Annotated in this window: 10 protein-coding genes; 2 read left to right on the top strand and 8 right to left on the bottom strand. The window is 70.4% G+C overall.

All coding sequences use genetic code 11. The annotated features are described in order from the left end of the window. Positions 1–7: 7 nt before the first annotated feature. The 8 genes from ACIA03_RS23070 to ACIA03_RS23035 form a co-directional block, all read right to left on the bottom strand. A complete protein-coding gene (locus tag ACIA03_RS23070) occupies positions 8–1,045 on the bottom strand; it encodes a substrate-binding domain-containing protein (protein WP_396986867.1) in 1,038 nt (345 codons plus the stop codon). Positions 1,046–1,104: 59 nt separating this feature from the next. Further along, on the bottom strand, positions 1,105–2,187 hold the full coding sequence (locus tag ACIA03_RS23065) for an ABC transporter permease (protein ID WP_396986865.1): 1,083 nt from the start codon (positions 2,185–2,187) through the stop codon (positions 1,105–1,107). Then, positions 2,184–3,743 carry a sugar ABC transporter ATP-binding protein gene (locus ACIA03_RS23060; RefSeq protein ID WP_396986863.1) on the bottom strand — a complete coding sequence of 520 codons (1,560 nt, stop codon included), beginning with the start codon at positions 3,741–3,743 and terminating at the stop codon, positions 2,184–2,186. The genes ACIA03_RS23065 and ACIA03_RS23060 overlap by 4 nt, the downstream gene beginning before the upstream one ends. Continuing rightward, complete coding sequence (locus ACIA03_RS23055; protein ID WP_396986862.1) at positions 3,740–5,011, bottom strand: ROK family protein; 1,272 nt, start codon at positions 5,009–5,011, stop codon at positions 3,740–3,742. Before ACIA03_RS23055 ends, ACIA03_RS23060 begins: the two co-directional genes overlap by 4 nt. Before the next feature lie 236 nt (positions 5,012–5,247). Next, positions 5,248–7,377: a PQQ-dependent sugar dehydrogenase gene (locus ACIA03_RS23050; protein WP_396986860.1), complete on the bottom strand. Its 2,130-nt coding sequence runs from the start codon at positions 7,375–7,377 to the stop codon at positions 5,248–5,250. A gap of 156 nt (positions 7,378–7,533) precedes the next feature. Beyond that, a complete protein-coding gene (locus tag ACIA03_RS23045) occupies positions 7,534–8,739 on the bottom strand; it encodes an ROK family transcriptional regulator (protein WP_396986858.1) in 1,206 nt (401 codons plus the stop codon). A gap of 30 nt (positions 8,740–8,769) precedes the next feature. Then, positions 8,770–9,921: a signal recognition particle-docking protein FtsY gene (ftsY, locus tag ACIA03_RS23040; RefSeq protein WP_396986857.1), complete on the bottom strand. Its 1,152-nt coding sequence runs from the start codon at positions 9,919–9,921 to the stop codon at positions 8,770–8,772. A gap of 9 nt (positions 9,922–9,930) precedes the next feature. After that, the gene (locus ACIA03_RS23035) at positions 9,931–10,185 is read right to left on the bottom strand and encodes a hypothetical protein (RefSeq protein ID WP_141792631.1); all 255 of its coding nucleotides are present in this window, start codon (positions 10,183–10,185) and stop codon (positions 9,931–9,933) included. A gap of 122 nt (positions 10,186–10,307) precedes the next feature. On the opposite strand from ACIA03_RS23035, the gene ACIA03_RS23030 reads away from it, so the two are divergent. Beyond that, on the top strand, positions 10,308–11,300 hold the full coding sequence (locus tag ACIA03_RS23030; RefSeq protein WP_396986854.1) for a glycosyltransferase family 2 protein: 993 nt from the start codon (positions 10,308–10,310) through the stop codon (positions 11,298–11,300). Positions 11,301–11,325: 25 nt separating this feature from the next. Further along, positions 11,326–12,369: a methyltransferase domain-containing protein gene (locus ACIA03_RS23025; protein WP_396986852.1), complete on the top strand. Its 1,044-nt coding sequence runs from the start codon at positions 11,326–11,328 to the stop codon at positions 12,367–12,369. Positions 12,370–12,446 lie beyond the last annotated feature (77 nt).

Raw genomic sequence — 12,446 nt, 5'->3', positions numbered from 1 at the left:
GCGTGGGTCAGGACTCGAAGGCCGTGGGCAGGAACTCGTCCACGTTCTTCTCGGTGACGACCGGCGCGTCCAGCTGGATGGTGCGCGGCACGGTCACCTCGACCAGGTCGGACATCGCCTTCTGCTGCACCAGGAGCCGGGCGAGCTTGATGCCGTCGGCGGCCTGCGTGGACGGGTAGATGACGGTGGCCTTGAGGACGCTCTTGCCGGACTGGATCTCGCGCATCGCGTTGGCCGAGCCGGCGCCGCCGATCATGGTGAACTCGTCACGGTCGGCGTTGCGGATCGCGGCCAGGACACCGACGCCCTGGTCGTCGTCGTGGTTCCACAGGAAGTCGATCTTCGGCGCGGCCTGGAGCAGGTTGGCGGCCGCCTTCTCGCCGCCCTCGACGGTGAAGTCGGCAGCGACGCGGTTGTCGACGTCGAGACCGCACTCGGCCAGCGCGTCCTTGAAGCCCTTGCTGCGGTCCTGGGTCAGCGGCAGCGAGTCGATGCCGGCGATCTCGGCGACGACGGCGTTCTTGTTGCCGTCGGCCTGCTCGCAGACGTACGCCCCGGCCGAGACGCCCATGCCGTAGTTGTCGCCGAGCACGGTGACCCGGGCGGCGTTGGCGTCGTTGAACTCACGGTCGACGTTGATGACCGGGATGCCCGCCTGCATGGCCTTGAGCGCGACCGGGGTCATCGCGGCACCGTCGAAGGGCAGCAGCACGATGGCGTCGACCTTGTCGTTGATGAAGGTCTCGACCTGGCTGATCTGGAGGCTGACGTCGTTGGTGCCCTCCGCCACGCGCAGGTCGACGTCCTCGTAGGAGTCGCCCGCGGCCTTCGCCTGGTCGCTGATCGCGCCCATCCAGCCGTGGTCGGCGGCAGGCGCCGAGAAGCCGATGACGACCTGGTCGCCCTTCTCGTCGTTGGAGCCGGCCTTGGCGTTGGACGTACCGCCGACGTTGTCGGACTTCTCGGGGGTGTTGCTGATGCAGGCCGAGAGGGCGAGCGCAGCGAGGCCGGCCACCGCGATTCTTGCTGTGGACTTCAGTTTCATGGAGGTGCTCCTTGGTCGGGCGAGGGTGGAGGAGGGATGAGTCCGAGGACGTACGGCCGTCATGACCCGGGCCGTCGGGCGAACCGCTTCTGCAGCAGCACGGCGGCGACGATGATCAGGCCCTTGACGAAGGCCTGAGCGGAGATCGAGAGGTTGTTGATCACGAACACGTTGGTGAGGGTCGCGAAGATCAGCACGCCGAAGACGGTGCCGACGATGGTGCCGCGGCCACCCGAGAGCAGCGTGCCGCCGATGACGACGGCCGCGATCGCCTCGAGCTCGTAGAGCTGACCGTGGGTCGCGCTGCCGGTCGTGGTGCGGGCGACCAGCATGACCGCGGCGATGCCGCAGCAGAGGCCGACGAGCACGTAGAGCAGCACGGTGTGGCGGCGTACATTGATGCCGGCCAGGCGCGAGGCCTCCGGGTTGCCGCCGATGGCGAGGGTGCGCCGGCCGAAGGTGGTGCGGTTGAGCACCACCCAGCCGATCACGGCGACGATGACGAAGATCCAGATCAGCAGCGAGATCCCCAGGACGTCCCGGGAGAGCGCATCGGTGAAGCCCGGCACGCTGACGATCTGGGTCTTGCGCGCCGAGATGATCTCGGCCAGACCGCGGGCACTGGCCATCATCGCCAGCGTCGCGATGAACGGCACCACCCCGCCGTACGCCACCAGCAGCCCGTTGATCAGGCCGGCGCCCGCCCCGACCAGGAGGGCCGTGGTGACGATGAAGATCCAGTGGTAGTCGTTGGCCATCGCCTGCGTCGACAGCGTCGTGCACCAGACCGAGGAGAGCGCGACCAGCGCACCCACCGAGAGGTCGATGCCGCCGCCGGTGATGACGAACGTCATCCCGATGCTGACCACGCCGATCACCGCGGCGAGACGCAGGATCGTCATCACGTTGTCGACCGAGGCGAACCGCTCGCCACCGGAGACGACACCGACCAGGGCCAGCAGCGCGAGCGCCAGGACCAGACCCAGGTTGTGGCCGCCACCGCTGCGCAGCAGCCGGACGAGGCCCCCTGGTTCGGCCCTGCGGCCGCCCGCAGCCTCCTTCTCCACCCGGGCCGTGTCCGCCGGGGTCACGGCCGGGGTCGCCGCCGGGGTCACCGCAGCGTCCGTGGGGGTGTCGCTCATGCGACCTCTCCTTCCATCACGAGGTCCAGGACCTTCGACTCGTCGATCTCGGTGGCGGGTCCCTCGTGGACGACGGAGCCCTCGCTGATGACGAGGACCCGGTCGGCGAGACCGAGCACCTCCTCCACCTCGCTGGACACCACGACCACGGCGACACCTTCGTCTGCCAGGCGGCGGACGAGGTTGTAGATCTCGGTGCGTGCCCCGACGTCGACGCCCCGGGTGGGCTCGTCGAGGAGCAGCACCTTGCAGTCGCGCAGCAGCCACCGGGCGAGCACGACCTTCTGCTGGTTGCCGCCCGACAGGTTGCGGACCGGGCGGTCCACCCCCGCGGGACGTACGTCGAGGGAGCGGCTGAGCTCCTCGGCGGCGCGCCGCTCGGCGCCGCTGTCCAGGAAGCTGCCCATGGAGAACCTGTTCAGGGACGAGACCGTCACGTTGCGGTAGACGGCCTGGTCGAGCAGCAGTCCCTGGCTCTTGCGCTCCTCGGGAGCCAGCCCGATCCCGGCGGCCACGGCGGCGCGGACCGAGCCGCGCCGCAGCCGTCGACCGTTGACGCTGACCGTGCCCGCGCTGGAGCGGCGGGCGCCGTAGATCGTCTCGAGGATCTCCGAGCGGCCCGAGCCGACCAGGCCCGCCAGTCCGACGATCTCGCCGGCGTGGACGCGCAGGTCGACGTCGCGGAAGCGGTCGCCGGACAGGCCGCTGGCCTCGAGCACCGGCGTGGTGTCCCGAGCGGGTCGCGTCGCGGGGCGCTGGGGAAAGACGTACTCGATCTCGCGGCCGGTCATCAGCGTGATCAGCTCCCGGGTCGGGGTCTCCGCGACGGAGAGCCCGGTGGCCACGGTGCGGCCGTCCTTGAGGACCGTGATCCGGTCGCCGATCTGGCGGATCTCCTCGAGGCGGTGGGAGATGTAGATGATCGCGACGCCCTCCGCGGTGAGGCCGCGGACCACCCGGAAGAGGTTGTCCACCTCCTCCTGGTCGAGGACCGCCGACGGCTCGTCGAGGATGAGCAGGCGGGTGTCGTGGGACAGCGCCCGCGCCATGCTGACGATCTGCTGCCCGGCCGGTGAGAGGTCACCGACCAGACGGTTCGGGTCGACCTCGCTGTGGCCGAGCCGGGCCAGGAGCGTACGCACCCGCTGGGTCGCCTCGGCGCGGCGGCTGAACCCGGCCGTGGCGAGCTCGTGGCCGAGGAAGACGTTCTCGGTCACGGTGAGCCCGGGCACCAGGTCGAGCTCCTGGTAGATGGTCGAGATGCCGCGCTTCATGGCGGCGACCGGCGTGGTCAGCCGGACCGGCTCGCCCTCCCAGAGGATCTCCCCCTCGTCGGGCTGGTACGCCGCCGAGAGCACCTTGATGAGGGTCGACTTGCCGGCACCGTTCTGCCCGAGCAGGCAGTGCACCTCCCCCGCACGGACGTCGAGGTCGACGCCGCCGAGGGCGAGCACGCCGGGGAACCGCTTCACGATCCCGGTCATCTCCAGCAGTACGTCACCCCCGACCGCGTCGGCGGTGGGGCCGTCGGGCGACGGCGTCGGGGACTGGGTCATCGGGTTCCTCCGTGCAGTTCGGGCAGGTCGGCGAGGGCGGTGGGGTCCGAGAGCACCGGCTCCAGGGAGACCAGTGCGCCGCCGCGTACGGCGGCGGTGGGGCCGAAGGCCGAGATCGCGACCCGGGTGCCGCCGGCCCGCGGCGCGAGGACGTCGGCGGCGAGCCGGGCCTCGACCGCCGGGCGCAGCCACTCGCCGAGCGTGGCGAAGTAGCCGCCGAGCACGACCGTGCCGGGGTTGAGCGTGTTGACCAGGACGGCGGCGCCGGTGCCGAGCCAGGTCCCGACCTCGTCCAGCGCGGCCAGGGTGCGGCCGTCGGCGAGCCGGGCCCGCTCGACCAGGGTGGCGAGCCGCTCCTCCAGGTTGAGCGCGGGGTCGCGGATCGGGTCGTCGGGGTCGGTGGCCGCCTCGAGCAGGGCCCGCAGGCCGACCACGGTCTCCCAGCAGCCGGTGCGGCCGCAGCCGCAGAGGCGACCGCGCGGGTCGACCGGGAGGTGGCCGATCTCGCCGGCCCAGCCGTGCCGGCCCGGCGCCACCCGGCCGCCGCTGACGACAGCGCCGCCCAGGCCTACCTCGCCGTAGAGCACCACCATGTCGGCACGGTCGGCGTCGGCTGGGTCGAGCTCGGCGGTCGCCGCCAGGGTGGCCTCGTTGGCCACCCGCACCGGCGGCACCGCCACGACCACGTCGGCGAGCCGGCGGCGTACGTCCTCGACGACGTCGATCTCGCGCCAGCCGAGGTTGGGCGCGAGGGTGACCCGCTGCGTGGCGGTGTCGACGAGGCCGGCGACGCCGACGGTGATGCCGGCGACGGCGGCGCCGGCGGTCCGTGCCTCGGCGAGGGCGTCGGCGACCAGACCGGTGAGCTCGGCCAGCACGCCCTCCGGGGGAAGGCTGCGGCCGTCGATGCCGAGGCGGAACTCGGCGATCACCGAGCCGGCCAGGTCGAGGGCGACGACGGCGAGGTGGTCGACGTTGATCTCGGCGCCGACCCCGCATACCGAGCGGCCGACGAGCCGGACCCGGACGCCGGGGCGCCCGGCGCCGCGGCGGCCGGCGTCCTCGCACGAGACCAGCCCGAGCTCGGCGAGCTCGTCGACTAGCCCGGCCGCGACCGTGCGGGTCAGCCCGGTCTCCTCGGCCAGGCGGCCCCGCGAGCGGGGACCGCCGTCGCGCAGCGACCGGAGCAGCAGGCCCATCCGCGCGGACCGGACCGCAGCCGGGTCGGCAGTGGCGGAGACCCGCACGGTGATGTCGGCATCGCGCACGGTGGCCTCCTGTCCGGGGTTCGTGGTGGGGGTCGCTCAACAGCCACATCTGTGATGGCAGTCACAGAATTCGGTGGCCGAGAGACAAACTAGTGACCCGGCTCACGTTGTACAAGGCTTTCGCGACGGTTTCTGCAAAGTTTCTGTCGAACTTTGAAAAGTAATTGGACAAAGTAGCCGAAAGGGGCACCCGGCCGTGATTGGCCGGATGCCCCTTTCGGGTCGATTCGCGAGGGTCACTCGCTGGGAGCGATCACCACCTCGTCGCTGCCGGTGAGTGCCGGGATGTCGCCGTCACCTGGATCGGTGTACTCGGCCACGAAGACGGCATTCAGGTCGTCCTGCCCGGGGTCATGGCCGCCCGGGACGGTCGTCACGATCGAGCCGCTGCAGCCGTTCGCCGTGGACTGCGGGTGCCCGTGCTCATCGTGGCCGAGGACGTACGTCACCGAGACCCGGTCGCAGTCGACCGGCTGGTCGTCGGTCACCTCGACCTGGAAGTGCACCGTGTCACCGAAGTGGAACGCCTCGCCGGGTGCCGGACTGGTCGCCAGGGTCACCACCGGCACATCGTTGCCGACGACCACGTCGACGTCCGCGGACGCATGCTTGCCGCGACCCGTCTTGCCCTTGTCCGTGACCGTCAGGGTGGCCCGGTAGGCCCCCGGCTCGGCGTAGGTGTGGGTGGCGGTCTTCCCGGTGGCGTCGAAGGTGCCGTCACCGTCGAAGTCCCACTGGTAGACGAGCTTGTCGCCGTCGGGGTCGGTCGTCCCGGCGCTGTCGAAGGCGACGGTCAGCGGCGGCTGACCTGCGGTCTTGTCGGCACTGATCACCGGCTTCGGGGTGTGATTGCCGGTGCGGGCGATGTAGTCGATCCGGGAGACCTGGGCCTCCTCGTTCTCACTGAAGAACCCGTCGCCGTACTCGAGCATGTAGAGCGAGCCGTCCTTGCCGAACTCCAGGTCCATCACGTTGTCCGTGACGAAGGTGGAGAGCACCGACTCGATGCCGGTGAGCTCGCCGTCGGCGTCGAGCCGCATGCCCTTGATGTAGTCCCGGCCCCACTCGGCGAACAGCGGAACGCCGTCGTAGTACTCCGGCCAGGCCCCGGAGAGCGGGTCCTTCGTGGCCGACTTCTGGAAGTCGTACGCCGGGCCGGCCATCGGCGCGATGCCGCCGGTGGCGAGCTCAGGGAACTTCTCGGACTGGCCGTAGGTGTACCAGACGGTCGGCTGGGTGACCGGCGGGAGCTGGGTCAGGCCGGTGTTGTGCCGCGAGTCGTTGACCGGGGCGTCGCAGTCGAAGGCCGGTCCCGAGGTCCCGGTCGCGAAGTCGTAGTCGCGGTAGGGCAGTTCGGCGGTCGCACACAGCGGCCAGCCGTAGTTGGCCGGCTTCGTGACGACCGTCCACTTGCCCTGGCCCGCCGGTCCGCGGTCCGGGTTCGCGGTGCCGGCGTCAGGTGAGTAGTCGGCCACGAAGATGCGGTCGGTCTGCGGGTCGATCTCGATCCGGAACGGGTTGCGCAGACCCATCGCGTAGATCTCCGGGCGGGTCTTGTCGGTGCCCGGAGCGAACAGGTTCCCGGCGGGGACGGTGTAGCCGCCACCGGCCTTCGGCTTGATCCGGAGGATCTTGCCGCGCAGGTCGTCGGTGTTGGCCGCCGTACGCCGCGCATCGAAGGCAGGGCTGCGGTTCTCCCGGTCGTCGAGCGGGGCGTACCCGTCGGACTGGAACGGGTCGGTGTCGTCACCGGTGGCGAGGATCAGGTTGCCCGCGGAGTCGAAGACGATGTCGCCGCCGACGTGGCAGCAGCGCCCCCGGTCCACCGGTACGTCGATGATCTGCTGCTCCGTGGACAGGTCGATCTTGCCGCCCGCGTACTGGTAGCGCGAGAGGCGGATCGCACCCTTGAACGGCGCGAAGTCGGCGGGCGTGCCGTACTCCGGGGCGTCGCCCTCGTTGACGTCCGGCGTGGCCGGGTCGTCGACGGGGGTGTTCATCGGCGGCGAGTAGTAGACGTAGACCCACTTGTTGGTCCGGCCGTTGTAGCCAGGGTCCAGAGCGATGCTCTGCAGACCCTCCTCGTCGTGCTGGTAGACGTCGAACTCGGCAGCGACGCTGTTGACGCCGGTGTCGGCATCGTTGAGCCACACCTTCCCGGCACGGGTCGTGTGGAGGACGTCCCCGTTGGGCAGGACCGCGAGGTCCATCGGCTCACCGGGGCGATCGTTGAGGGTCACCTTCTCGAAGTCGGAGTCCGGCGGCGGGTCGGCCGTGGGGGCCGCGTCCGCGGACGTCGTGAGGGGGAGAACCAGGAGGCCGGAGACCACGGTGGTGGCGACGCTCCAGAGGGTGAATCTGCGCACGGTCCATCTCCTTCTCTCGCTGTCATGGGAGGGGAGCGAGATCGTCCGCGAACGTAGCGATGTGACGCTGGTCACGTCAAGCGACTTGCGTACTTTCGCAAGAGAATTTCGAAAGATGGGACGATAGTGGGCCTCTGGAGCCGTCGGAAGTGGGGTCTACGCCTCTCCGCTGCTGGGCGCGTAGACCGAGGCGCTGATCAGGTGGGCGGCGCCGATGACCCCGCCCTCGTCACCCAGCTCGCTGAGCACGATCGGCAGGTTGCCGGTCGCCAGCGGTAGCGAGCGGCGGTAGGTCACGCTGCGGATCTCGGCGAGCAGGCCGTGGCCCAGCTTGCTGACCCGGCCACCGATGACGATGAGACCGGGGTTGAAGAACGAGACCAGGCTGGCGAGCACCTGACCGATGCGGTGGCCGCTCTCCCGGATGAGCTGGACAGCCTGGGCGTCGCCGCGAGCCACCGCCACGGCGATGTCCTCGGCGCTCAGCTCGCCCTTCTCCGCGAGCAGCTCGGCCAGCACCGGCGAACGCCCGGACCGGGCCGCGGCGAGCGCCTCGCGGGCGAGCGCCGCTCCCCCGGAGAACGCCTCCAGGCAGCCGGTGTTGCCGCAGGCGCAGGTCGGGCCGAAGTCCTCGACGCGGATGTGGCCGATGTCGCCGGCACAGCCGTCGACGCCGCGGTAGAGCTCCCCGTCGACGACGATGCCGCAGCCGATGCCGGTGCCGATCTTGACATAGAGGAAGTCACGGGCGGTACGGGCGACACCGGCGTGCTGCTCCCCCGCCGCGAGCACGTTGACGTCGTTGTCGAGCACGACCGGACAGCCCAGCTCGCGAGCGACCGCGTCGCGTACCGGGTAGCCGTCCCAGCCCGGCATGATCGGCGGCGACACCGAGACGCCACGGTGGAAGTCGACCGGCCCCGGTACGCCGACGCCCGCCCCCATCGGCTCGGTGACGCCGTGCTCGTCCAGGAGCGCGCGGACCTCGTCGAGCGCGGTCGCGAGCACCTTCTCCGGGCCGCTGCGGATGTCACAGGCGCGGGTGCGGGTGTCGATCACCGAGAGCCGCCCGTCGGTGAGGCCGACCGACATGCTGGTGGCGCCGATGGAGATGCCGACGAACCGGATGTCCGGCGCCAGGTCGACCAGGGTCGAGCGCCGGCCGCCCCGAGAGGCCGCCGGCCCCACCTCGTGGGCCATGCCCAGCTCGGTGAGCCGACCGACCTCGGCCGCGATGGTTGTGCGGGAGACGTTCAGCCGATCGGCGAGCTGCACCCGCGACAGCGGGCCCTCGTCGCGGAGCTGGGCGAGCAGGCGGGCCTGCATGGAGGTCTCTGCCCTGCCGGCGAGTGAATGACGCATACCGGCGATCCTGCCATGCGGGAGTCGTTACTAGCCCAGAAGCGCGTCGACGAAGGCTTCGGGGGTGAACGGGGCCAGGTCGTCGGGCCCCTCGCCGAGGCCGACGAGCTTGACCGGAACGCCGAGCTCGCGCTGGACGGCGACGACGATGCCGCCCTTGGCGGAGCCGTCGAGCTTGGTGAGGACGATGCCGCTGACGGCGACGGCCTCGCTGAAGACCCGGGCCTGGATGAGGCCGTTCTGGCCGGTGGTGGCGTCGAGGACGAGCAGCACCTCGGTGACCGGGGTCTGCTTCTCGATGACGCGCTTGACCTTGCCGAGCTCGTCCATCAGGCCGGCCTTGTTCTGCAGCCGGCCGGCGGTGTCGACGATGACGGTGTCGACGCCGGTGTCGAGGCCCTCCTTGACCGAGTCGAAGGCGACGCTGGCCGGGTCGGTGCCCTCCGGGCCGCGGACGACCTCGACGCCGACGCGCTCGCCCCAGGTGGTGAGCTGCTCGGCGGCCGCGGCACGGAAGGTGTCGGCGGCACCGAGGACGACCTTGCGGTCCTCGGAGACCAGGATGCGGGCGAGCTTGCCGGTCGTGGTGGTCTTGCCGGTGCCGTTGACGCCGACCATCAGCACCACACCGGGGGCGCCGTCGGCGCCGCTGACCTGGAGCCGGCGGTCCATGCCGGGGTCGACCAGCTTGATCAGCTCGTCGCGCAGCGCCGCCTTCGGGTCGACCTTGCCGCCCTCGACGCGCAGCCGCGTGCGCAGGCCCTCGACCAGCTCCTGGGTCGGAGTGACGCCGATGTCGGCGGTGAGCAACAGATCCTCGATGGACTCCCAGGTGTCCTCGTCGAGCTGGTCGGTCGAGAGCAGGTTGAGCAGGCCCCGGCCCAGCGCGTTCGAGCCGGCGAGCCGCTGGCGCAGCCGCACCAGGCGCGAGGCCGTGCTCTCCGGCTTCTCGATGACGGGAGTGGCGGGCCCCGCCGTCTCGGGCTCGGCCTCCTCGACCGCCGGCTCCCCGGTCGCCGGTGCCTCGGGGCGGGTGATGACATCGGTCTGCGCCTGCGACGGCAGCGAACGGTCCTTGCGGCGCCGGGTGCTGGTGACCAGACCGACGATGCCGCCGCCGATGATCGCGACAGCGGCGATCGCGATGATGACGATGAGGGTGACCATTTCCATGGACCTCATCCAATCAAACTAGGCGTTCTTTTCCGTAGTTCCTGGCTTGCGCTCACCGAACAGCTCGGCCAGATGGTCCTCGCGGCGGGTCTGCAGGCGGGTGGCCGGACTGAGCGTGGGGGCCGTGTCGACAGCCCGCTCCATCGCCTCACCGAGCTTGGTGGCGTACGGCATCTTCTGTCCGCGGTGGGGGAAGACCGTGTAGACGATCACGAGTCCGGCAAGCGCGACGATGAGAAGCATCGCCACGAAGATGACAAGGATGGTCAGCACGGCGTCCACCCTTGCACACCCCGCGCTCGGAGCCCACAACGGCACGCGCGCCGCGGGCGGGGGCGTCCGTGGTACGGCGCGGGATCTCGACAACGTACACCGGGCCGGTAGTGTTTCACCGCATGAGGATCATCGGGACAATGATGGTCCGGGACGAGGTCGACATCGTCGCCGCGATGATCGAGCACCACCTGGACCAGGGTGTCGACACGTTGATCGTCACGGACAACGCATCGGTCGACGGCACCACCGAGGTGCTCGAGCGCTACGCCGCGACGGGGCGGGTCGAGCTCCATCACGACCCCGTCCACGAGAAGCAGCAGGGCAAGGTCGTCACCGAGATGGCCCGGCGGGCGCGCACCCACTTCCGCGCCGACTGGGTGCTCAACCTCGACGCCGACGAGTTCCTGATGCCCAAGGACAAGGGCCTGACCGTACGCCAGGCGCTCGAGGCCACTCCTCTGTCGCTGAACGCCTTCACCGTCGAGGTCGAGAACCTCGTCGGCCCGCCCGCCTGGAAGGGCGGCGGCATCACCCGGCTCCAGTGGCGCGACCGGCGCCCCGACGAGCGGCTCGAGGCGGTCGGGCTGCACGCCCACCCCACGCCGAACGCGATCCACCGCGGGGAGTCGGACATCAAGGTCGTCCAGGGCAACCACTTCGTCTCGCTGAGCAGCAACGGCCAGCCCGCCGACGAGGTCGCCATGGAGGTGCTCCACCTGCCCTGGCGCTCCTGGGCGCAGCTGGAGCGCAAGGTCGTCAACGCAGGCAAAGGCTACGAGGCCAACCCCGACCTGAGGCCGAGCCCGCGCCACCACGGGATGCGGGACTATCAGCGTTACCTGGCCGGGACGCTGCAGGACGCGTATCTGGCGCGCGCGCCGACGCGCGCCGAGCTCGCCGCCGGTGCCTTCTCCGGCGACTACGTGTTCGACGACTGGCTGACCAACCACCTGCGGATCGTGCACGGGCGGGCACTGCTGCCCGACCTCCTCGGTGACGTGCTCGATCCCGAGACCGACAAGGCCGTGCCCGACGACGAGCACGCGCTGGGCGCCGAGCGCGGCCGCGCCGCGCTGGCCGCCGAGCCCTACATCCCACCCCGCACACGCTGAACTCTCATCACCAGGAGGACCTGTCTTGCCCACCTTCAGGGGCGCCGTACGCCGCGGCCTCGCCGCAGCGGGTCTGCAGACCGTCCGTGCCGCCGATGCCGAGGCCGCGCGCCTGCACGACCGGATCGACGAGCTCAAGCAGCGCAACCAGAAGCTGCGTACGAAGGTGGAGGGGCTGCAGGGCGACCGCAACCGGACCACCGCGGTGCCGGCGATCCCGGGACTGGACCGGCTGGAGCTGCGCCGCGAGCAGGTGCTCGCCGGGGTCAAGCCCGACGCCCTGATCCTGGAGATCGGCCCCGCCCACAACGCGATCCTGCCCAAGCGGGACGGCTACGACGTACGCATCGTCGACTATCTCGACCGCGAGGGTCTGGTCCAGCGGTATTCGGGTTTCTCGCAGTACAACCCCGATGACATCGAGGAGGTCGACTACGTCTTCCGGCCGGGAACTCCCTGGTCAGAGGTGATTCCGGAGCGGTTCGACCTCGTCGTCGCCTCCCACGTCATCGAGCACACCACCTCGATGATCGACTTCCTCAACGAGTGCGAGAAGCTGCTCAACCCCGACGGGGTGCTGGCGCTGGTCATCCCCGACCACCGCTACTGCTTCGACCGCTTCCGCGAGCGCGCCTCGCTGTCGCGCGTCATCGACGCCTCGCTCTACCCCTCGTCGGTGCACACCATGGGGGCGGTCATCGAGGAGCGGCTCAACGCCGCCAAGCACGGCGGCATCACCGCCTGGGGCCCGCGCCACAAGGGCGACTACACCTTCGCCAACGGCCTGGATGCGGTGAAGGCGAGTGGTGCGGAGGCTCGGCGCGGGGAGCGCTACATCGACACCCACAACTGGGTCTGCACCCCTAACCACCTCCGCCTGCTGCTCCAGGACCTCGCCGACCTCGACTTCATCTCGATGCGCGAGACCTCCTTCCACGACACCGTCAAGCACGAGTTCTTCATCAACCTCTCCCCCACCGGCGAAGGCACCGGCCTCCCCCGCGAGGACCTCCTCGTCCTCGCCGACGACGAGCGGCGCGTGCTCGACCAAGCAGTCTTCGAGAAGTAGGTGTGTAGCCGAGTCGGCACAACTGCGCGCAGTGTGTAGCCGAGTCGGCGCAACTGCGCGCCTTGGAGCGAAGCGAA

The organism is Nocardioides sp. NPDC051685 (assembly GCF_044453405.1).
In the GTDB taxonomy this organism is placed as follows: Bacteria; Actinomycetota; Actinomycetes; order Propionibacteriales; family Nocardioidaceae; genus Nocardioides.
This window is presented reverse-complemented; position numbering and strand designations above follow the sequence as displayed.

Bases quoted from the DNA above. Each gene is read 5' to 3' on its own strand.
- ACIA03_RS23070 (WP_396986867.1), bottom strand. From the start codon at position 1,045: ATGAAACTGAAGTCCACAGCAAGAATCGCGGTGGCCGGCCTCGCTGCG.
- ACIA03_RS23065 (WP_396986865.1), bottom strand. From the start codon at position 2,187: ATGAGCGACACCCCCACGGACGCTGCGGTGACCCCGGCGGCGACCCCG.
- ACIA03_RS23060 (WP_396986863.1), bottom strand. From the start codon at position 3,743: ATGACCCAGTCCCCGACGCCGTCGCCCGACGGCCCCACCGCCGACGCG.
- ACIA03_RS23045 (WP_396986858.1), bottom strand. From the start codon at position 8,739: ATGCGTCATTCACTCGCCGGCAGGGCAGAGACCTCCATGCAGGCCCGC.
- ftsY (WP_396986857.1), bottom strand. From the start codon at position 9,921: ATGAGGTCCATGGAAATGGTCACCCTCATCGTCATCATCGCGATCGCC.
- ACIA03_RS23030 (WP_396986854.1), top strand. From the start codon at position 10,308: ATGAGGATCATCGGGACAATGATGGTCCGGGACGAGGTCGACATCGTC.